A 20,850-nucleotide genomic window follows, 5' to 3' on the forward strand; every position below is an offset into this window, starting at 1 on the left:
AAGATAATAAAAAGCCCCGTTCTGTTCATACAGGACGGGGCTTTTTTGTATAACTTACCTCACAGAGAGGCATTCACTTCTTTGAGAACGCTGAGCGGATCAGCAGCCTGCGTAATGGGGCGTCCCATTACCAGATAGCTGACGCCGGCGTTCATCGCATCAACCGGTGTCATCACACGCTTCTGATCTCCAACGTCACTGCCTGCCGGACGAATACCAGGCGTTACCAGCAAGAATGGCGCCTTCATAGTTTTACGAAGCAATACCGCTTCCTGCGCTGAACACACAACACCGTCCAGACCAGCTTCAAAAGTCAGTGCAGCGAGCTTCTCTACCTGTTGTGCCGGCGTCACACCGGGAACAACCCGTTGTAACTGAGCTTCGTCCATACTGGTCAGCACGGTGACGGCAATCAGCTTTGTTTCGGGATGTGAACTGGACTCAATTGCCAGTTTCGCTGCTTTCATCATTTCTGCGCCGCCGGAAGCATGAACGTTCACCATCCACACACCCAGCTCAGCAGCAGCTTTACAGGCTTTCGCTACGGTATTGGGTATATCGTGAAACTTGAGGTCGAGAAAAATATCAAACCCCATATTAACCAGTGTTTTAACAAACTCAGGCCCGAACAGGGTGAACATTTCTTTTCCGACTTTCAGGCGGCATATTGCAGGGTCTAACTGCGAAACAAACGCCAGAGCGGTGTCTTTGTTATCATAATCCAGGGCAACAATGACTTTAGGATCTTGCATGAGGAATTTATTCTCCGTCTAAGCCTTTAATGGGTTTAACAACATTCCATTTTTTACAGGATGGACATAGCCAGTACAGTTTTCTTCCGGAAAACCCGCAACTGGTACAACGGTATTTCGGACGCTGCTTCATTTGCTCTTCAACAAGTCCTTTCAGTAACCGCAGACTGTTTGCAGATGCTTCATCGTTAAGCTGATCAATGTACAAGCCCATGAGCGTTTTAAAGCCTTTCATGGTCGGGCGTTTGCGTAACTGATCGAGCAGGTAATCGGCAGCCTCCGTGGTCTTTCCCTGATGAATTTTTATATCTACCATGGCGAGATACGATGTGGCGCACTCCTGCCAGTGAGAAGACAAAGCTTCTTCAAAGCCGTCCCAGTCTCCGGTTTCCTGTGCAATTGCTTCAAGTGCGGGGACCGCTTCACTGAACCAGTTAAGGTCGTGCTCTGCCACCTGTACAAAATACGCTTTCGCATCACCGAATCGCTTCTGGTCAAAAGCAATATGTCCAAGCATTAACCACGGGCGGACAGCATGCTCATCTGCATTAACCGCTTTCTGCAACAGAATAAGTGCTTCACCCTGCTGTCCGTTATCCTGTTCCAGTTGTGCCTGTTCACAATAAAAATGGGCCAGACGCTCGCTAACATCATCACTGTCACCATGACATTCAACCATCTTTTCAGCCAGTTCGATGGCCCGTTCCCACTCTTTCGTGGTTTGATAGATGCTGAACAACTGTTGCTGGGCAACGAGATAATGCCTGTCACTGTTCATCAATTGCAAATAGGCACCTTCAGCCCGCTCCAGAAACCCTGCCTGCATATAATCGTGCCCGAGTTCTTTTAAGGCGTTTTCCTGCTGGTTAGATTGAATTTCCTCTCTGGAAACCAGGTTCTGGTGAATCTTGATAGCGCGGTCAATTTCTCCCCGGTGGCGGAAAAAATTCCCCATGGCAATATGGGTTTCCACCGTATCACTGTTCAGATTGATCATCTTAATCAGTGTATCAACGGCTTTATCAGGTTGATCGCTTAACAGGAAGTTAAGGCCACGATAATAGTGCCTGGACAGAATACTCGATTGTTTCCGCTGTGCCTGACGCACACTGTTACGGCCCATTATCCAGCCGTACCCGGCTGCCACAGGCAAAAGTAGAAACAACAGTTCGAGCATAAATTATTCTTTGATGGCTTTGCGTAAACGACTGCGGGTTGCAACCAGCTGCACGCGCAGACTTAACCAGCTCAACAACATGATGAGCAATCCGATGATAATACCGATACAGAGCGTAACAGCAATCAGCGTAGACATGCGTATTTCTGCCTGTGCAATCAGGTAATTTACTGTCACTGATGCATCATTCTGCGACCCGATAGCAAATGCCAGTACGAGAAGAAACACAATAACAAGTAAGGTAACTATTCCTTTCAACACAAAGACCTTTGTTCTTTAACTCTCTGAGAGGATAGCAAATTGTGTGAAAACATGACATCAGAATCAGCAAAAAAGCCTTATCAGGCTGATTCGGCCTGGCTGGCCTTTGCTGTTTGTGGTTTTACCGGCCTGAGCCGGGCTCTCAGCACTGCCTGTTGCAGGACAGACTCACTGGTGAGATATAACACATGAGAATACGATGATTGCATGACATTAAAACGGTCATACATGGGTTTATCAATGCGCGATAGTTGTGCCAGACGCTTTTTCGTCATTGGTGATGACTCTGACTGACAACGGACAACATCAATTTTGGTTACGCATAACTCAACTTTATCTTCCTGAATATGGTTATGCACGTGCTTACGCATTGATCCGTATAAAAAATCCGTTTCCGGAAGGTAAACCAGTTTATTGTCTGACTTACGCACACAATGGACAACCGATACACCGGTAACTGCACCATGAAACATATCAACCAGCAATTTCGACTTAGGTTTTTGCGCATCTTTGTCGGCAAAGAACCCATGCATCGGGACCACATTTTCAATGACTGAAAATGGGTAAAGGTCATCACAGGCCGGGGTCTGATAAACTGTCTTTAACCGGTTAAGTAAATAACGGTTAGTAATACACAAAATACTCGCTGACGGATGATGTCGCACCGCGAGTTCCCATAAGAACCTGTGAGTATTACGGTGTAAAAGGTTGGTGTCTTTGTTTTTGAACCAGGCATAATTTTTATGCACAAATTGCAAAATGCCCGCCGCAATCGCATCCCGTTTTGAAGGCAACCGCAGTCTTACCTCTCTGGTCGCAGCAGAATATCCCACGATGTCATATTTCTGATTTTTAATCTTCAGCTCGGGGACGGAAACTTTAATTTCTTTTTCCGGCTTACTGAATGGCTCAGACAAAATTATACGCATCCCCCTGGAAGAAATATCTTTCACCAACACGGGACTTGAACTCAGCAAGCCACTTTTTACCGCCCCTTCTTTGTCGATAATATACCGTGCCTCGCTTCTGCGGTTCATGTCTTCATCAAATACCAGACTGAAGGGGTATTGAGCAGTATCTTCAAGTAATTCTTCAGGAATCGCCGGCATCGGACGTCTTTCCGTCACGGCAAGACCATGCAGTGAGGCGGACACATTCTTACAAAAAAGAATGTGAGAAATGGCATCGAGTTCTTCGTAATCAGTCTGGATGAGGTCGTGAATGGCATAGGCCTTTTGCCTGTCATCGCGGACGACATCTGACCATCGGCATTGCAGACAATGCAAACTTTCGTTTTTATTGAGCAAATGAATGGCCGGTGCCAGTAAATCGGCTGATTCAAGCTCTCTTAACGTGGCCAGAATTCTGAACTCGCCCTTTTTCGTTTCAATAACGCCCGAAACAACAAAGGTTTCTTTATATTTAAGCAATTCTTTTAATATGCGCGGAAACAGCTTCATGCTGGTCAACTGACGGATATTGGCAATACCGCCTGAGTTTGATTCATTTACAGCGGTGAACAGAGCTGAAAGTGGTTTAACGCCGTTATCAACCTTTTGAATAAACAAAGGTACCCAGGGGCTGTTATCAAGAACCCTGTCCCGTTCAAGATCCTGCATGGCTCTTTCACTTTCCAGTTCCCGCTGTAAAGGCTGCTGGAAAGATGCCATATCGATGTATTTCTGCAGGATTTTCTCTAAACGGGGATCAGTAGAAGGATGGAGCCTGAATTGTGTTTCATATTTTTCAGTTTGCTTGTTAAATTTGATGCCGCTGACAACGTATTTGATTGCCATGCCTTTGGGTAGCCCGGGCACTTCCGGAAACTGAAAATTAAACACTTCTTTTGCTGAGACTTTTGGGGGCCGCTTACTTTCCAGCGACATTGACTTATAACCCAAAGAAGAAATAGTACAGGTTTTGCCCTTTTCGAACTCCAGAGACGATACAGGGAAATTGGGTGCGATAGCTAAATCATTACCAAAATGAATATCGTCAAGAGACTGGGTTTCTACCGTAAATGCATCAACAATCTTTTTATAGTTTTCTTTCTTTAAATGGGCCTGGTAGAAATCAGAATTCGTGATGGTTTCAAATACACCAACAGTATATCTGTCCTGATAGAGTTGGGATTCGGTTTGCAGAATACGTGCGCCAACTTTATCCAGACGCATTTCAACACCGAAATGAGAAAATTTGAATACAGGGAATTCTGCGAAGGCGGAGTTATCAGCGGGCGCATCAGTGATGCACGTAAGCCTCATGACTTCGTCCTTTATGATCTTCCTGACATTGCCGGGCACCCTGCCCGTGAACTTATTTAACCCTTCAAGCAAGCGGTTATCCTGCTCGTAAGGTATCAAAGCCCGTATCAATGGTTGATATTGTTTTATTATTTGTTGTTCTGTCGAGGCTGACATGATCTCAGCACATAGTATTAGTTAGCGCTTCACTAATATATAGGATATGTAAAGATGGTCAAGAATTAATCTCAGTGATTGGACTTCTCAGGAAATATGGTCTACGGGCTGCAGATTTGAGGATGAAAAGGTAGTAAATGCTGGCAGAAAAAAAGCCGCTGATGCGGCTTTTTAAGATTAGCTTACGGCGCTGTCTACCCTTTCCCGTAATTCTTTACCGGGTTTAAAGTGAGGGACGTATTTACCGTCCAGCTTCACAGTATCACCTGTCTTGGGATTACGCCCGACACGTGGTGCTCGGTAGTGAAGAGAAAAGCTACCAAAACCCCGGATTTCAATACGCTCGCCCTTTTGAAGGGTTTGCGCCATCTGTTCCAGGATTTCCTTTATCGCCAGCTCAAGATCTTTTGCCGGGATATGTCGCGCCTGATCCGCGAGCCGTTCAATTAGTTCCGACTTGGTCATTTAAAACCTCTCTCGTAAAAACGTTATTTTACAGCTACTACGGAGCGGGTGTGGGTTTAGCACACCCGTATTTGCATTATTCGCCTTTAGCAGCTTTAAATGCTTCTGCCATCGCGTTAGCGAAGCCAGCGTCTTCCTGCTGGTTAACTTTGTCGATAGCTTCTTTTTCGTCAGCCTGATCTTTCGCTTTAACAGACAGGTTAACAGTGCGATTCTTACGGTCTACGCCCATAAATTTCGCTTCGATGCTTTCGCCTACGTTAACAACTTCAGAAGCGTCTTCTACGCGGTCACGTGACAAGTCAGCAACGCGGATGTAGCCTTCAACTTCTTCAGCCAGGTTAACTGTAACGCCTTTTGCGTCAACAGCAGTAACTGTACCGTTAACGATAGCACCTTTCTTGTTATCTGTCAGATACTTGTTGAAAGGATCTTCTTCGATTTGCTTAACGCCAAGAGAGATACGCTCACGCTCCGGGTCGACTTGCAGAACAACAGCAGAGATTTCGTCACCTTTTTTGTAGTCACGAACTGCGTCTTCGCCAGTTTTGTTCCAGCTGATGTCAGACAAGTGAACCAGACCGTCGATGCCACCGTCAAGGCCGATGAAGATACCGAAGTCAGTGATTGACTTGATCTTACCAGATACTTTGTCGCCTTTTTCGTGTGACTTCGCGAACTCTTCCCAAGGATTAGCAATGCACTGCTTCAGACCCAGAGAAATACGACGACGTTCTTCGTCAATTTCCAGAACCATAACTTCAACAGTGTCACCTAAGCTAACAACTTTAGATGGGTGGATGTTCTTGTTAGTCCAGTCCATTTCAGAAACGTGTACCAGACCTTCAACGCCGTCTTCAATTTCAACGAAGCAACCGTAGTCTGTCAGGTTAGTTACCTGACCAGAGATCTTAGTACCTTCAGGGTAACGCTGGGAAATGTCATGCCATGGATCGTTGCCCATTTGCTTCATGCCCAGAGAAACACGCTGCTTGTCTTTGTCGAACTTCAGAACTTTAACGTTGATTTCGTCACCAACATTAACGATTTCGCTTGGGTGCTTAACGCGCTTCCAGGCCATATCAGTAATGTGCAGAAGACCGTCTACGCCACCCAGATCAACGAACGCACCGTAATCAGTCAGGTTCTTAACGATACCCTTGATTTCGTGACCTTCTTCCAGGTTAGCCAGCAGAGTTTCACGTTCTGCACTGCTTTCTGCTTCGATAACCGCACGACGTGAAACAACAACGTTGTTACGCTTAGCATCCAGCTTGATTACTTTAAACTCAAGCTCTTTGCCTTCCAGGTGAGTAGTGTCGCGTACTGGACGTACGTCGACCAGAGAACCTGGCAGGAACGCGCGTACACTGTTAACTTCAACAGTGAAACCGCCTTTAACTTTACCGTTGATAACGCCTTTGATAGTGACTTTATCTTCGTAAGCTTTTTCCAGCTCAACCCATGCTTCGTGGCGCTTAGCTTTTTCACGTGACAGGATAGTTTCACCGAAACCATCTTCAACAGCGTCAAGTGCTACGTCTACAGAGTCGCCAACAGCGATTTCTAATTCGCCTTCAGCATTTTTGAATTGATCAGCTGGGATAGCACTTTCTGATTTCAAGCCTGCGTCAACAAGAACGATGTCTTTGTCGATAGAAACAACGGTACCTTTTACAATTGAACCAGGGCGTGTTTCCAGTTCTTGTAAGCTTTCTTCAAAAAGTTGTGCAAAATTTTCAGTCATATGCTCAGTAAATTTTAAAAGTTGACATCCACATTACAGTCCGGCTAACGTGGGGTTGCTAACAAAAGTCGTCACGTCCTGTGTCGACATATAAAATAATGGAACGAAAAAAAGAGGCTGCGCTTAAATCAGCGAACCTTCGATCTCACAACTTCCATCGCTTTTTCAAACACCTGCGTAATATCCAGGTGAGTAGAATCTATTACTACCGCATCTTCAGCCGGTACCAGAGGGGCAACTGCCCGCTGCGTATCACGTTCATCACGTGCTTTGATATCGGTTAAAAGGCGCGCAATATTAACATCCATGCCCTTCTCTTTCAACTGGGCATATCGCCGTTCAGCCCTGGCTTCAGCGCTGGCTGTTAAAAACAGTTTTACAACCGCATCAGGAAACACCACCGTGCCCATGTCGCGGCCGTCAGCAACCAGGCCGGGCTCCTGCTGAAAGGCACGCTGGCGACGTAATAATGCTTCACGGACTCTGGGTAACGCGGCTATCTGTGATGCTACAGCGCCTACCTGTTCAGTGCGGATATCATCAGTCACATCTTCACCTTCCAGAATAATGCGGTTAGCTTCGCCGTTTGTTTCAAAGCTGACATCCAGACCGGTTGCCAGCGGCACAACAGAAGCTTCATCATCCACGGGTAAATCGTGGTGTAATGCTGCAACAGCCAGAACGCGATATATTGCGCCACTATCCAGAAAATGCCATTGAAGTTCTTTTGCAAGTAAACTGCTCAGGGTTCCTTTACCAGCTCCACTTGGTCCGTCAACCGTGACGACGGGGATCAGTTGCATACCTGCTCCACTTGTTAAAAGGTTATTAAATCGCGCGCAATTATACGCACCTTGGCATCATAAGCAATGCTGCCTGTAAGAACAGGCAGCATTGTTTTAACTTAGAAAGCTGTCATTTTCCTGACAGTTAGCGACAAATTAGTGACAGATTGTCGCGAACCGGGTGAAGTAGTCCGGGAAGGTTTTGGCTGTACAGCGCGGATCGTTAATAGTGACCGGCGTATCGCTAAGTGCTACAAGGGAGAAGCACATTGCCACCCGGTGATCATTATATGTATTGATTTCAGCATGCTTCAGTGATTTCAAAGGTTGCACGGTGATGTAATCGTGTCCTTCGTCCACTTCGGCGCCCAATTTGCGTAACTCAGTAGCCATTGCATGCAGGCGATCCGTTTCTTTAACCCGCCAGTTGTAGATATTACGGATAGACGTCGGCCCTTCAGCAAACAGCGCTGTGGTAGCAATAGTCATGGCTGCATCAGGAATATGATTCATATCCATATCCACACCTTTTAACGGTGCACCGGTGACAGTCACTGACTCATCCGCCCATTCAACTTTCGCTCCCATCGCTTCAAGTACATCAGCAAAACGTACGTCACCCTGGATACTTTTACTACCAATGCCGGTAACTTTCACCGTACCGCCTTTAATTGCAGCAGCAGCCAGGAAGTAAGAGGCCGATGACGCATCACCCTCAACCATGAAACGACCCGGAGAAGTGTAAGTTTGATTTCCCTTGACCTCGAAGCAGGTGTAGTCATTGTTAGTGACGACAATACCGAATTTGGCCATGGTATCCAGCGTAATATCGATATAGGGTTTAGAAACCAGCTCACCCTTAATTTTTATCAGCGTATCAGAAGCGAATAACGGCGCAGCCATTAATATTGCGGTCAGGAACTGACTGGATACGCTCCCATCCACGTTAACTTCTTTGGCCGACAAGGGTTTACCGGCAATTTTAAGCGGCGGATAACCAGCATTTTTAAGATATGTGACATCAGCACCGGCTTCCAGCAATGCATCAACCAGATCGCCGATTGGACGCTCTTCCATACGCGGTTCGCCGGTCAGTGTAACCAGCACATCACTGGCAGCAAGGACAGCACACAACGGGCGCATTGCCGTTCCGGCATTGCCAAGAAATAATTCGGTTTCACCGGCAACATTGAATTTACCGCCAATACCGGTAACCGTACATTCAGTCTTGTCCTCACTCAGTGTGTAAGTCACACCCAGCTTTTCAAGGGCAACCAGCATGTGGCGGATATCATCACTGTCCAGCAAATTGGTCAGTGTTGTCTCACCTTTTGCCAGCGCTGCTAGTAACAGAGCACGGTTAGATAAACTCTTAGAGCCGGGTACGTTTACTTCTCCGTCTACACGGGAAATTGGTTGTAATGTTAACTGCTCCACTGACTCACCCGTTTTGCTTTTCAAATTGCTGCATAAATTCAACCAGTGCTACAACACCTTCAACCGGCATTGCGTTATAGATACTGGCGCGCATCCCGCCCACAGAGCGGTGCCCTTTCAACGCTTTCAGTCCGGCCGCTTCAGCCTGTTCTAAAAATGCCTGATTCAATCCGTCATCTGCCAGATGGAAAGGCACATTCATTTTAGAACGGTTGTCAGGATGCACCGGGTTTGAGTAGAAATCACTGTTATCGATAGCATTATACAGTAACGCTGCTTTCTCATCGTTGCGTTTTTGCATGGCACTCAGGCCACCATTGTTCTTCAGCCACTTGAACACGAGGCCCGCCAGATACCATGAGAAAGTGGGCGGTGTGTTATACATTGAATCGTGATTAGCCATCAAATCAAAATCGAAAATGGACGGGGTTTCTTTACGCGCTTTACCGATAAGGTCGTCACGCACAATTAATACCGATAAACCGGAAGGACCGATATTTTTTTGTGCGCCGGCATAAATAATACCGTGTGCAGCCACATCCAGCGGTTGCGACAATATACAAGAAGACATATCAGATACCAGCGGTACCTTACCTGCCTCAGGTAACCAGTCAAAAGCAATACCATCAACGGTTTCATTGGGGCAAAAATGCAGGTAAGCCGCATTCTGGTCAACATCGCCGGCATTGACTCTTGCGACTGATTTCAGTCCGTCAATCTCGATGGTTTCACCAATCACTTTGGCATTGTTGTATTTAGATGCCTCAGCAACGGCCCCTTTCGACCAGGAGCCGGTAACCATGTGCAAAGATGTGTCACCGGTTTGAGAGATGTTCAGCGGCACAGAGGCAAACTGTCCGCGGCCGCCACCATGGGCAAAAAGTACTTTGTAATTGTCCGGTACGGCCAGTAAGTCGCGCACGTCCTGCTCTGCTGTAGCGGCAACTTCAATAAAATCTTTGCCTCGATGGCTGACTTCCATGACAGAGCAGCCTGAATCACGCCAGTTCAGAAATTCCGCCTGTGCCTGCTGCATGACCTCTGCAGGTAACATTGCGGGTCCAGCACTGAAGTTAAATACATTACTCATAGATTATTTCAACACCTGTAAACACAACAAGCGGCAAAAGCCGCTTGTTGAATAAGAGTTAAAACGCGCTGCAGTTAACAGCGCGCCGGCTTATTCTTCTGTCGTTGGCTTATCGCTGTCTGAGACAGCGGCATCATTGTTAGCAGATGCTTCTTCAGCGGTGTTTTCCCCGCCTTCTTCCAGTTCAAGTTCTTCGTCGATCACTTCTTCGATACGTTGAAGACCTACTACTTTCTCATCATCAGCAGTTCTGATCAGACGTACACCCTGGGTGTTACGGCCAACCGTAGACACTTCACCGACACGGGTACGTACCAGTGTGCCCATGTTGCTGATAAGCATGATTTCGTCGGTTTCATCAACCTGTACAGCGCCGACAACTTTACCGTTACGTTCTGACACTTTGATAGACACCACGCCCTGAGTCGCACGACTCTTAGCCGGGTAATCTTCAAGGGGCGTACGTTTACCATAACCGTTTTCAGTTGCAGTAAGGATGGCGCCGTCACCACGGGGAACAATCAGAGATACCACACGCTGACCTTCCTGCAGTTTAATACCGCGAACACCCGTTGCCGTTCTGCCCATAGGACGAAGAGCCTGCAACTCTTCACCGGTTTCCGGATCACGTTTCACTTCACCTGTTTCTGAGTCGCGCAGTTTTTCGTTAAAACGAACCACTTTACCTTCGTCAGAGAACAGCATGATGTCGTCATCACCGTGGGTGATTGATACGCCAATCAGTTCATCGCCTTCATTAAGGTTAACGGCAATAATACCACTGGAGCGCGGTCTGGAGTACAGACTCAAATCAGTCTTTTTCACCGTACCGTTGGCTGTCGCCATGAGTACAAACTTGCCTTCTTCAAATTCTTTAATAGGCAGAATGGCAGTGATCCGCTCGTCATTTTCCAGCGGCAGAATATTCACAATCGGTTTACCACGGGCGTTCCGGCTGGCAAATGGTAACTGATAAACCTTCAACCAGTACAGACGGCCACGGGTAGAGAAACACAGAATGTGGTCGTGGGTATTCGCAACCAGCAGACGCTCAATGAAATCTTCATCTTTCATCTTCGTCGCTGACTTACCCTTACCACCACGGCGCTGTGCTTCATATTCAGTCAGTTTCTGATATTTCACATAGCCTTCGCGGGACAGCGTCACAACAACGTCTTCCTGCTCAATCAAATCTTCAATATCAATGTCATGACTTGCAGCCGTGATCTCTGTGCGACGTTCATCACCAAATTCATCACGCACTTTTTCGAGCTCTTCACGAATCACTTCCATCAGACGCTCAGGACTGCGCAGAATGTGCAACAACTCAGCGATGATAGCCAGTAGCTCTTTGTACTCATCAAGGATCTTTTCGTGCTCAAGACCTGTCAGTTTATGAAGACGCAGATCAAGGATGGCCTGTGCCTGTTGTTCTGTCAGGTAGTACTTGCCGTCACGGATACCAAATTCCGGTGTCAGCCAGTCCGGACGGGCTGCATCATCACCGGCACGCTCAAGCATGTCAGCAACATCACCCAGGTGCCAGCCCTGTGCAACCAAAGCTTTCTTAGCTTCAGACGGACTCGGCGAAGCTTTGATAAGCTCAATGATAGGATCGATGTTGGTCAGTGCGATGGCAAGACCTTCAAGGATATGGGCACGATCCCGCGCTTTACGCAGTTCGTATACCGTACGGCGGGTAACCACTTCACGACGGTGAAGGATAAAAGCCTCAAGCATTTCTTTAAGGTTGAATACTTTAGGCTGACCGTTATCCAGTGCCACCATATTAATACCGAATACTGTTTGTAGCTGGGTATTGGCATACAGGTGGTTAAGCAGTACTTCCGCCGACTCGTTGCGTTTTACTTCAACAACAATGCGCATACCGTCTTTGTCAGACTCATCACGCAGGGCAGAAATACCTTCGATACGTTTTTCTTTTACCAGTTCAGCGATCTTTTCAATCAGGCGGGCTTTGTTTACCTGATAAGGGATCTCATTAACAATGATGGTTTCTTTACCATTACTGTCGGTTTCGATTTCCGCTTTGGCACGCAGATAGATTTTGCCTCGACCGGTACGGTAAGCATCATCAATACCCTTACGACCACTGATCATCGCCGCAGTAGGGAAATCCGGACCCGGAATATACTGCATCAGCTCTTCAATGGTAACGGCAGGATTCTCTATCATTGCGATACAGCCGTTCACCACTTCAGTGAGGTTGTGGGGCGGAATGTTTGTTGCCATACCAACGGCAATACCGGAGGAGCCGTTTACCAGCAGGTTTGGTACTTTAGTAGGTAAAACCTCTGGAATTTGCTCAGTACCGTCATAGTTAGGTACGAAATCTACGGTTTCTTTATCAAGATCCGCCAGTAACTCATGGGCAATTTTAGCCATACGTACTTCGGTATAACGCATGGCCGCGGCAGAGTCGCCGTCTACAGAACCGAAGTTACCCTGCCCGTCTACCAGCATGTAACGTAAAGAGAATGGCTGTGCCATACGTACGATGGTGTCGTATACCGCACTGTCACCATGAGGGTGATATTTACCGATAACATCACCCACCACACGGGCGGATTTCTTATACGGTTTATTGAAGTCGTTTTTGAGTTCGTTCATCGCGAAGAGTACGCGGCGGTGAACCGGCTTGAGGCCGTCCCTTACGTCAGGCAATGCTCGCCCGACAATAACGCTCATCGCATAATCAAGGTAGGAGTTTTTAAGCTCTTCCTCGATATTTATGGGGAGAATTTCTTTAGCGTTATCAGTCATAAACTGCTATGTCCCTTGATTCAAGTTCAAGCGTATCCAATGTCACGCACTTTTAAATGCAGCTAAGAACAGCGCTTTCTTATTATGGGTTTTACAAGTAATCATTGAGTGTATCACCGGATGACAGATTTATGTAGCGCTTAATACCCGCAAATGGGGCTGTTATTACCAACCGATTACTTTTCACGCAATTAATCCACTTTAATACACAAATCGTCCCTTTTACTGCTTTGATCATGTATCGTATTTATCAAAATCAATCTCCTCTATCTGATAATACGAGCACCAGTATGTCGAATGTCGATGAACAAGAAATTGCCAAATTCAGTGAACTGGCCTCCCGTTGGTGGGATACCGAAAGTGAATTCAAACCCCTGCACTTAATCAACCCGTTAAGACTTGATTTTGTGCAGCAGCACTGTGATGGTCTGTTTGAAAAGAAAGTGCTGGATATTGGTTGTGGCGGCGGCATTCTTGCAGAATCCACGGCTAAACTAGGTGCTGATGTTACCGGTATTGATTTGGCGTCTGCTTCTTTAGAGGTTGCTAAACTTCATGGTCTCGAATCCGGTGTAAAAGTCGATTATCAGTGTGTTTCTGCAGAAGACTTTGCAGAACAAAGACCCGGAGAGTTCGATGTGGTGACTTGTATGGAAATGCTCGAGCACGTTCCCGATCCGGCATCGATCATCGCTGCCTGCGCCAAGCTGGTTAAGCCCGGTGGCCATGTATTTCTGTCTACTTTAAACAGAAATGTGAAATCCTGGCTGATGGGCATCGTTGGTGCCGAATATATCCTCAAGCTGGTACCAAAAGGCACACATCAGCATGCCCGTTTCATTAAGCCTTCAGAATTAATGGCAATGACCGATAAGGTTGATCTTTTTGCCAGAAATACCACAGGTCTGCATATGGATCCGCTAAGCCGCCAGTTCTACTTATCGGACAAAAACATCGATGTGAACTATATCGTCCATACGCAAAAAAGCCTGCTGTAAACACTATATATAGTATATAAGAATAAATATTACGCTATATGTCGTATTTGTAACCAACCCGCTTTGAGCGATTAAAACTTTTTAACCGGCGATCAAAAAAAGTAAAAAATGGTTGCATCTGTCTGATTTGGCTTAGTCATGCCGCTCATAGGTGAGTTACCACTAACCTTTTTCAGGGACCGTTTTGATCGCTGGATAAACCACCAGATATTGGGTTGCAAAACCACGCAAACCTCACTATCTTGTGTCTTGTCCGACGGGTGTTTTAGAACAATAAAGTAGTACAAAAACACGGGATCCCGCCAGGCAGTAAGGGATCTCTGCTGGATCAAGCTTTCAAGGCTTAGCAAATTCAATTTTATAAAGATGAATAGGGTGCCAACCCTTGCTTCATGCGCTAACAAACTAACGGCCAGTACAAATGAACAACAACTTGTATGTCACTAAACGCAATGGCGAAAAAGAAGTCATTGAGTTAGATAAGATCCATAAAGTGATCACGTGGGCAGCAGAAGGGTTAAATAACGTTTCTGTTTCTCAGGTAGAAATCAAAGCTCAGATCCAATTTTACGATGGTATCAAGACCGGCGAAATCCACGAGACATTGATCAAGTCAGCAGCCGATCTTATTTCAACAGATGCGCCTGATTATCAGTATCTTGCAGCCCGTCTGGCGATCTTCCACCTGCGTAAAAAAGCATATGGTCAGTTTGAGCCGCCTAAATTGTTTGATCATGTTAAAAAGATGGTTGAACAGGGTAAGTATGACGAGCACCTGTTGTCTGACTACACGCAAGCTGAATTTGAGGCGATGGATGATTTCATCGATCACTGGCGTGATATGACCTTCAGTTATGCTGCTGTTAAGCAGCTTGAAGGTAAGTATCTGGTACAAAACCGTGTTACCGGCGACATCTATGAAAGTGCCCAGTTCCTGTATGTTCTGGTAGCCGCCTGCCTGTTCGCTGACTACCCGAAAGAAACCCGTCTTGATTATGTCCGCCGTTTTTACGATGCAACATCGACATTCAAGATTTCTCTGCCTACACCGATTATGTCCGGTGTGCGCACCCCTACCCGTCAGTTCAGCTCATGCGTACTGATTGAAACCGGTGATAGTCTGGATTCTATCAACGCCACCGCCAGCGCCATCGTAAAATACGTGAGTCAACGTGCCGGTATTGGTGTAAACGCTGGTCGCATTCGTGCACTGGGTAGTCCAATCCGTGGTGGTGAAGCTTTCCACACAGGTTGTATTCCTTTCTACAAGTACTTCCAGACTGCGGTAAAAAGCTGCTCTCAGGGCGGTGTTCGTGGTGGTGCAGCGACGTTGTTCTACCCGCTGTGGCACATGGAAGTTGAATCACTGCTGGTATTGAAAAATAACCGTGGTGTTGAAGAAAACCGCGTACGTCATCTCGACTACGGCGTGCAATTCAACAAGCTGATGTATCAGCGTATGATGAAAGACGGCTACATCACACTGTTCAGCCCGTCTGATGTACCCGGTCTGTACGATGCTTTCTTTGCTGATCAGAACAAGTTCGAAGAGCTGTATGTGAAATACGAACAGGATGACTCCATTCGTAAGAAGCAAATTAAAGCCATGGAACTGTTCAGTCTGTTTATGCAGGAACGTGCTTCAACCGGACGCATCTACCTGCAAAACGTTGACCACTGTAATACTCACAGCCCGTTTGACCCGGCTGTTGCCCCTGTCCGTCAGAGCAACCTGTGTCTTGAAATCGCGCTGCCGACCAAGCCGTTGGAGCACGTAAACGACGAAAACGGCGAAATCGCACTGTGTACGCTGTCAGCATTTAACTTAGGCGCGATTAAATCTCTGGATGAATTCGAAGAATTATCCGACCTAGCTGTGCGTGCACTGGACAGCCTGCTCGACTATCAGGATTACCCTGTTCCGGCGGCATACCATGCCACCATGAATCGTCGTACGCTGGGTATAGGTGTTATCAACTTCGCTTATTATCTTGCGAAGAACGGCGTGAAGTACTCTGACTTCAGCGCAAACCCGCTTATTCACCGTACGTTTGAAGCGATGCAGTATCATTTATTGAAAGCGTCTGTGAATCTGGCAAAAGAGAAAGGTGCCTGTCCTAAATTTAATGAGACCACCTACTCTAAAGGTATTCTGCCTATCGATACCTACAAAAAAGATTTGGACGCCATTTGTAATGAACCCTTACACATGGACTGGGAAGGCCTGCGCGCTGAAATGATGGAGCACGGACTACGTAATTCTACGCTGTCTGCGCTGATGCCGTCTGAAACGTCTTCGCAGATTTCCAATGCAACCAATGGTATCGAGCCGCCCCGAGGTCATATCAGCATTAAATCTAGTAAAGATGGTGTACTGAAGCAAGTTGTTCCTGAATATGAAAATCTGAAAGATGTCTATGAACTGCTGTGGGATATTCCGTCCAATGACGGTTACCTGCAACTGGTTGGTATTATGCAGAAATTCATTGACCAGACTATTTCTGCTAACACCAGTTACGATCCGGGCAAATATGAAAGCGGTAAGGTACCGATGAAGTTGCTGCTCAAAGATCTGCTGACCTCTTACAAGCTGGGTGTGAAAACACTGTATTATCATAACACCCGTGACGGCAACACCGACACCAGCTCAATGGAAGTCAAACAAGGCCAGGCGAAACCTCAACCACAGGCGCAAACCGCTGTGATTGAAGAAGACGACGACTGTGCCGGCGGTGCATGTAAAATTTAACGATAAACCAGGGCTTGCCCTGGTTTCTTCCGTTTTTAACTGATAAATCTGTTCTGAGTACTATCGCAGTTATGAAATACACAACGTTTAATCAACAAAGCGTCAATCCTCTCGTCGAGCCAATGTTTTTCGGTAACCCTGTTAACGTAGCCCGTTACGATCAGCAGAAGCACAGCATTTTCGAAAAACTCATTGAAAAACAAATCAGTTTCTTCTGGCGACCGGAAGAAGTTGACGTTACGCGTGACCGTGTAGACTTCCAGAAACTCACAGAGCCTGAGCAGCACATTTTTATTTCTAATCTGAAATATCAAACCTTGCTCGATTCCGTTCAGGGCCGCAGTCCGAATATTGCATTCCTGCCCATCGTGTCATTACCGGAGCTGGAAACCTGGATTGAAACCTGGTCTTTCTTTGAGACGATTCACTCCCGTTCTTACACTCATATTCTTCGTAACCTGTTTTCCGATCCGAGTGCAATTTTTGAAGACATCGTGGTTAACGAGCAAATCAAGCGCCGTGCTGCTGATATTTCTAAATACTACGATGATCTGATTTTCCACACACAGTTGTGGCAGACACAAGGTGAAGGCGTTCATACCGTCGACGGCGAAGTGTACGAAGTGAACATGCGTGTTCTGAAGAAGAAAATGTACTTGTGCATGAATTCAGTTAATGCCCTGGAAGCGGTTCGCTTCTATGTGTCCTTTGCCTGCACCTTCGCGTTTGCTGAGCGTGAGCTGATGGAAGGTAACGCAAAAATTATCCGTCTGATTGCCCGTGATGAAAACCTGCACCTGTCCTCTACTCAGCACGTGCTGAACCTGTGGGCCAGAGGCAAGGACGATCCTGAGATGGCAGAAATCGCCGCAGAGTGCCATGAAGAGGCACGCCAGATCTTCATCAGCGCTGTTGAGCAGGAGAAGGAATGGGCTGATTACCTGTTCAAGAACGGCTCAATGATCGGTATGAATAAGGAAATTCTGTGTCAGTACGTGGAATACATCGCGAATCAGCGTATGACCGCTATTGGCTTTGACGCACCATACGAAGTGAAAAGTAATCCGTTGCCGTGGATGAACAACTACCTGAACTCAGATAACGTACAGGTTGCGCCTCAGGAATCAGAGATCAGTTCCTATCTGGTAGGTCAGATTGACTCTTCAGTCAGCGAAGATGACTTCGCCGATTTTGAATTGTAATTCCTACCTTCCCCGTTAATGGGAAAACCTGAATCCACACTTCGTATCGATATTGTCGATACGGGGTGTGTTGATGCCGTACCGGATAAAACACTGCTGGAATCTTTGGAATCCGCAGGTCTGGCTTGTCATTATCATTGCCGCGACGGTTTCTGCGGAGCCTGCCGGACTAAATTGATAGAAGGGTCGGTGGAATATACCACAGACCCCCTCGCCTTTATTGACGATGATGAAATACTGCCCTGTTGCTGTAAGCCGGTAACAAACATCAAAATAGATGTTCCGCTTTAACTTACCTGACTCAACGCATTATCAGGAATGAATCTTTAGCAATCCTTATCTTCCAGATCCATTTTATCTTTCATTTTTTCACAGCCGTCTTCAATTGCATTACCGGCATCGTCGGCCCACTCTTCAGCTTTATCTTTGGCATCGTCTGTCCAGTCTTCCGCCTTATCTGCTGCATCTTCAGCAAATTCCTCTGTCTTATCTGCCAGATCAGATGCTGCATTTTTTGCATCATCAAATGCACTGTTGGCGGCACTTTTTGCTTTAGTCATTGAGTCTTCAGCCTGTTCCTGTTTTTCTTCGCTACATGCGCCAAGAACGCAGGTAAACAGACCAATGCATAGTAATGATGAGAGTTGTTTTGTCATTTTCATATGTCTTTCCTTTTACGCAGTTAAGTGTGTACTGATGTTAATCCTGCGGGCAATCAATACCTGCAGGGCTGGTTAAAAATAACACAATATTAAAAGGTAACAACAGCCACCTGAGTTTTATGGCTGCTGAACCGTATGCTGTCAGTGCTTATCGGCACGGCTCTGAAACTTACGTTCTTCGGTGTTGATTTTGATCCACTCGCCGGTACTGATGTACTCCGGCACCTGAACAACCAGACCGGTAGACAGAGTAGCGGGTTTGGTACGGGACGTCGCAGAGGCTCCCTTAATGGAAGGGTCAGTTTCTACCACTTCCAGTTCAACACTCATGGGTAAATCAAGCGCTACCGGCACTTCGCTTACAACCAGAACCTGAATACCGTCAGTTTCTTCGTTAATGAACAAAGCTTCATCAGCAATACTGTCTTTATTCAGATGGTAAGGCGTGTAATCTTCTTTATCCATGAATACATATTCATCGCCGTCGATGTAAGAGAACATTGCTGGACGGCGCACTAAATCAGCCATTTCCAGCATGTCAGAATCCTTAAATGTTTCATCATATTTTGCACCGCTTACCACATCGTACATACGCATACGATAAATGCTGCCGCCTGCACGGCCCTGTGGTACAGAACGGTCAATATCTCTGACAATACATGTCTTACCGTCAAAAATGATGGTGTTATTCTTTTTAATTTCACTTGCCTTAGGCATGGCGGTTCCCTGTATTAGTAAATCAGACCAACAGGCCCGATCAGGAGTGGAAAGCCTCTATTTTCCGCGATTTCTCGTCGGTAAGAAAGCGTTTTAAATGTCTGTTTTGCTGATTGAAACGGCGACGTCAGATTAAGGAAATGCTGTTTGGTTATAAGCACAGAATTTGTGCCACTTCACTTACCAACGCGGAGTAACTTTTCGTCTTTAATAATACCAAGCTGATACAGCGCCAGGGCAATGTCTTCAAGTTCCGCATCCTGCTCAGGAGTCCGGTCAGCAGTCTCTCTGAGAAGTTGATAATACGCTTGCATGGATTTAGTTCTTTTGGACACTTGCCGGCACTCAAAACACTCGCGGCAATGTGAGTCCACATAAAACTTTAAATGTTCAAACCAGTATTGTTGTTCTCTTGCGAAGAAGATGAAAAGCCTGCTGCAGACCGTACAGGTTTCCTCTATATCTACGTAGATGCGACGCGGGCACATCCGGAAATTTTGTAACGACGTGTCCGCCTTAATCGCTGTTTGGGGAAAAAACTGAAGTGACGAATATCTCCAGTGAGCATTGGTAATCTCTTCAAGTGAGTGTTCTTCATCTGAAGCTAACGGGACATTTCCATATTTTGGATGATTAACATATTCCATTACCGATCCTTTGACTTTCTGTAGCAAAAACACACAAAGTTCTTTCTCTATGCGAAGCGCATGTAGAGAAACCTGTTTGTTGAACCTGCCGGTCAGCGCCATTTTCTTATTACCAGTACAATGCCACCAATGATTGCAGCACTGGCAATAATGACTCTGACGTTAAGGCTTTCAGATAGAAATACCCAGCCCATCAAGATGGCAATTACCGGTACACTGAGTTGTAAAGTGGCGGCATTAGTCGCCGCTATTTTAGGGAGTACGGCGTACCACAAGGCATAACCCAAACCCGATGCGATGGCACCGGACAATACGCCATAGATGATACCGTAGCGGATAGTTGTTTCTGAAAGTGAAAGTGGCTCATCAACAAAGATAAACAGCGCGACAATAAACGGCGTCGTACGGACAAAGTTTCCTGCCGTCATTAAAAGTGGCGATGCTACGCCTTTGCCTAACAGTGAATACACTCCCCAACTGATACCGGCAGTAATCATCAGCAATGCAGCGGGCAGCGGCGGGGCTGTAACACCTGGCAGTACCAGATAAACTAAACCTGCAAAAGCGACTACAAAGCCGGCTGTCTGAATAAAACTGAACCGTTCCCCTCTGAAAAAGCCGATGCTGATCATTGAAATTTGTACAGCACCAAACAGTAACAGAGCGCCGGTGCCCGTAGTTACGCTTTGATAGGCAAAAGAGAAGCCTGCTGCATAGCAGAATAGTGCGACAGATCCTGCCCAGCTTCCCTGTTTTGCAGGATGATGCCCTTTCATTTGGATAAGCAAACTCAGCACCACAGCACCGCTGAGTAACCTTACGAGTGTGAAAGAAGCCGGCCCGATATCAGTCTCTACCAGCGCCATCCGGCACAAAAGGGAATTAGCAGCAAAAGCCACCATGGCTAAGCAGGCGTACAACAACGTAGATACAGGCATGAATCGCTCCTTTTATTTT

General features: G+C 46.5%; 18 protein-coding genes. 4 read left to right on the forward strand and 14 right to left on the reverse strand.

What is annotated here, in order from left to right; genetic code table 11:
* Positions 1 to 59: 59 nt before the first annotated feature.
* The 10 genes from pyrF to gyrA form a co-directional block, all read right to left on the reverse strand.
* A complete protein-coding gene (gene pyrF, locus ACXAG2_RS00455) occupies positions 60 to 752 on the reverse strand; it encodes an orotidine-5'-phosphate decarboxylase (protein ID WP_119501425.1) in 693 nt (230 codons plus the stop codon).
* Positions 753 to 759: 7 nt separating this feature from the next.
* The gene (gene lapB, locus ACXAG2_RS00460) at positions 760 to 1,929 is read right to left on the reverse strand and encodes a lipopolysaccharide assembly protein LapB (protein ID WP_474863791.1); all 1,170 of its coding nucleotides are present in this window, start codon (positions 1,927 to 1,929) and stop codon (positions 760 to 762) included.
* A gap of 3 nt (positions 1,930 to 1,932) precedes the next feature.
* Positions 1,933 to 2,190 (reverse strand): lipopolysaccharide assembly protein LapA domain-containing protein, encoded by a 258-nt coding sequence (locus ACXAG2_RS00465; protein WP_232373348.1) that lies wholly within the window; start codon positions 2,188 to 2,190, stop codon positions 1,933 to 1,935.
* Between the two features lie 80 nt (positions 2,191 to 2,270).
* Positions 2,271 to 4,454 (reverse strand): PilZ domain-containing protein, encoded by a 2,184-nt coding sequence (locus ACXAG2_RS00470; RefSeq protein WP_474863792.1) that lies wholly within the window; start codon positions 4,452 to 4,454, stop codon positions 2,271 to 2,273.
* A gap of 333 nt (positions 4,455 to 4,787) precedes the next feature.
* On the reverse strand, positions 4,788 to 5,075 hold the full coding sequence (gene ihfB / locus ACXAG2_RS00475; RefSeq protein WP_216026326.1) for an integration host factor subunit beta: 288 nt from the start codon (positions 5,073 to 5,075) through the stop codon (positions 4,788 to 4,790).
* 76 nt (positions 5,076 to 5,151) lie between these two features.
* Complete coding sequence (rpsA, locus tag ACXAG2_RS00480; protein ID WP_119501430.1) at positions 5,152 to 6,822, reverse strand: 30S ribosomal protein S1; 1,671 nt, start codon at positions 6,820 to 6,822, stop codon at positions 5,152 to 5,154.
* Between the two features lie 128 nt (positions 6,823 to 6,950).
* Positions 6,951 to 7,625 (reverse strand): (d)CMP kinase, encoded by a 675-nt coding sequence (gene cmk, locus ACXAG2_RS00485; protein WP_474863794.1) that lies wholly within the window; start codon positions 7,623 to 7,625, stop codon positions 6,951 to 6,953.
* A gap of 138 nt (positions 7,626 to 7,763) precedes the next feature.
* Positions 7,764 to 9,044, reverse strand: coding sequence for a 3-phosphoshikimate 1-carboxyvinyltransferase (gene aroA, locus ACXAG2_RS00490; protein ID WP_474863796.1), 1,281 nt, complete (start codon positions 9,042 to 9,044; stop codon positions 7,764 to 7,766).
* Between the two features lie 4 nt (positions 9,045 to 9,048).
* Positions 9,049 to 10,134 carry a 3-phosphoserine/phosphohydroxythreonine transaminase gene (gene serC, locus ACXAG2_RS00495; protein WP_474863798.1) on the reverse strand — a complete coding sequence of 362 codons (1,086 nt, stop codon included), beginning with the start codon at positions 10,132 to 10,134 and terminating at the stop codon, positions 9,049 to 9,051.
* A 90-nt stretch (positions 10,135 to 10,224) separates the two neighbouring features.
* Positions 10,225 to 12,918: a DNA topoisomerase (ATP-hydrolyzing) subunit A gene (gene gyrA / locus ACXAG2_RS00500; RefSeq protein WP_474863800.1), complete on the reverse strand. Its 2,694-nt coding sequence runs from the start codon at positions 12,916 to 12,918 to the stop codon at positions 10,225 to 10,227.
* A gap of 290 nt (positions 12,919 to 13,208) precedes the next feature.
* Here gyrA and ubiG point away from each other — a divergent pair, with 290 nt between their 5' ends.
* From ubiG to yfaE, 4 genes are all read left to right on the forward strand, one after another.
* Positions 13,209 to 13,916 carry a bifunctional 2-polyprenyl-6-hydroxyphenol methylase/3-demethylubiquinol 3-O-methyltransferase UbiG gene (ubiG, locus tag ACXAG2_RS00505; RefSeq protein WP_474863802.1) on the forward strand — a complete coding sequence of 236 codons (708 nt, stop codon included), beginning with the start codon at positions 13,209 to 13,211 and terminating at the stop codon, positions 13,914 to 13,916.
* A 421-nt stretch (positions 13,917 to 14,337) separates the two neighbouring features.
* Positions 14,338 to 16,665 carry a class 1a ribonucleoside-diphosphate reductase subunit alpha gene (nrdA, locus tag ACXAG2_RS00510; protein ID WP_474863803.1) on the forward strand — a complete coding sequence of 776 codons (2,328 nt, stop codon included), beginning with the start codon at positions 14,338 to 14,340 and terminating at the stop codon, positions 16,663 to 16,665.
* Positions 16,666 to 16,736: 71 nt separating this feature from the next.
* On the forward strand, positions 16,737 to 17,867 hold the full coding sequence (gene nrdB, locus ACXAG2_RS00515) for a class Ia ribonucleoside-diphosphate reductase subunit beta (RefSeq protein WP_474844248.1): 1,131 nt from the start codon (positions 16,737 to 16,739) through the stop codon (positions 17,865 to 17,867).
* A gap of 18 nt (positions 17,868 to 17,885) precedes the next feature.
* On the forward strand, positions 17,886 to 18,158 hold the full coding sequence (gene yfaE, locus ACXAG2_RS00520) for a class I ribonucleotide reductase maintenance protein YfaE (protein WP_474863805.1): 273 nt from the start codon (positions 17,886 to 17,888) through the stop codon (positions 18,156 to 18,158).
* 35 nt (positions 18,159 to 18,193) lie between these two features.
* Here yfaE and ACXAG2_RS00525 read toward each other — a convergent pair whose 3' ends face one another.
* From ACXAG2_RS00525 to ACXAG2_RS00540, 4 genes are all read right to left on the reverse strand, one after another.
* Positions 18,194 to 18,523: a hypothetical protein gene (locus tag ACXAG2_RS00525; protein WP_474863807.1), complete on the reverse strand. Its 330-nt coding sequence runs from the start codon at positions 18,521 to 18,523 to the stop codon at positions 18,194 to 18,196.
* A gap of 147 nt (positions 18,524 to 18,670) precedes the next feature.
* Positions 18,671 to 19,246 (reverse strand): elongation factor P-like protein EfpL, encoded by a 576-nt coding sequence (gene efpL / locus ACXAG2_RS00530; RefSeq protein ID WP_119501438.1) that lies wholly within the window; start codon positions 19,244 to 19,246, stop codon positions 18,671 to 18,673.
* Positions 19,247 to 19,422: 176 nt separating this feature from the next.
* On the reverse strand, positions 19,423 to 19,995 hold the full coding sequence (locus tag ACXAG2_RS00535) for a zinc-ribbon domain containing protein (RefSeq protein WP_474863809.1): 573 nt from the start codon (positions 19,993 to 19,995) through the stop codon (positions 19,423 to 19,425).
* A complete protein-coding gene (locus ACXAG2_RS00540; protein ID WP_474863810.1) occupies positions 19,986 to 20,831 on the reverse strand; it encodes a DMT family transporter in 846 nt (281 codons plus the stop codon). Before ACXAG2_RS00540 ends, ACXAG2_RS00535 begins: the two co-directional genes overlap by 10 nt.
* Positions 20,832 to 20,850 lie beyond the last annotated feature (19 nt).

The sequence above is a fragment of the Alteromonas sp. ABH4_456 genome, from assembly GCF_056160645.1.

Bases quoted from the DNA above. Each gene is read 5' to 3' on its own strand.
- pyrF (WP_119501425.1), bottom strand. From the start codon at position 752: ATGCAAGATCCTAAAGTCATTGTTGCCCTGGATTATGATAACAAAGAC.
- lapB (WP_474863791.1), bottom strand. From the start codon at position 1,929: ATGCTCGAACTGTTGTTTCTACTTTTGCCTGTGGCAGCCGGGTACGGC.
- ACXAG2_RS00470 (WP_474863792.1), bottom strand. From the start codon at position 4,454: ATGAGGCTTACGTGCATCACTGATGCGCCCGCTGATAACTCCGCCTTC.
- ihfB (WP_216026326.1), bottom strand. From the start codon at position 5,075: ATGACCAAGTCGGAACTAATTGAACGGCTCGCGGATCAGGCGCGACAT.
- rpsA (WP_119501430.1), bottom strand. From the start codon at position 6,822: ATGACTGAAAATTTTGCACAACTTTTTGAAGAAAGCTTACAAGAACTG.
- cmk (WP_474863794.1), bottom strand. From the start codon at position 7,625: ATGCAACTGATCCCCGTCGTCACGGTTGACGGACCAAGTGGAGCTGGT.
- serC (WP_474863798.1), bottom strand. From the start codon at position 10,134: ATGAGTAATGTATTTAACTTCAGTGCTGGACCCGCAATGTTACCTGCA.
- gyrA (WP_474863800.1), bottom strand. From the start codon at position 12,918: ATGACTGATAACGCTAAAGAAATTCTCCCCATAAATATCGAGGAAGAG.
- ubiG (WP_474863802.1), top strand. From the start codon at position 13,209: ATGTCGAATGTCGATGAACAAGAAATTGCCAAATTCAGTGAACTGGCC.
- nrdA (WP_474863803.1), top strand. From the start codon at position 14,338: ATGAACAACAACTTGTATGTCACTAAACGCAATGGCGAAAAAGAAGTC.
- nrdB (WP_474844248.1), top strand. From the start codon at position 16,737: ATGAAATACACAACGTTTAATCAACAAAGCGTCAATCCTCTCGTCGAG.
- yfaE (WP_474863805.1), top strand. From the start codon at position 17,886: ATGGGAAAACCTGAATCCACACTTCGTATCGATATTGTCGATACGGGG.
- ACXAG2_RS00525 (WP_474863807.1), bottom strand. From the start codon at position 18,523: ATGACAAAACAACTCTCATCATTACTATGCATTGGTCTGTTTACCTGC.
- efpL (WP_119501438.1), bottom strand. From the start codon at position 19,246: ATGCCTAAGGCAAGTGAAATTAAAAAGAATAACACCATCATTTTTGAC.
- ACXAG2_RS00535 (WP_474863809.1), bottom strand. From the start codon at position 19,995: ATGGCGCTGACCGGCAGGTTCAACAAACAGGTTTCTCTACATGCGCTT.
- ACXAG2_RS00540 (WP_474863810.1), bottom strand. From the start codon at position 20,831: ATGCCTGTATCTACGTTGTTGTACGCCTGCTTAGCCATGGTGGCTTTT.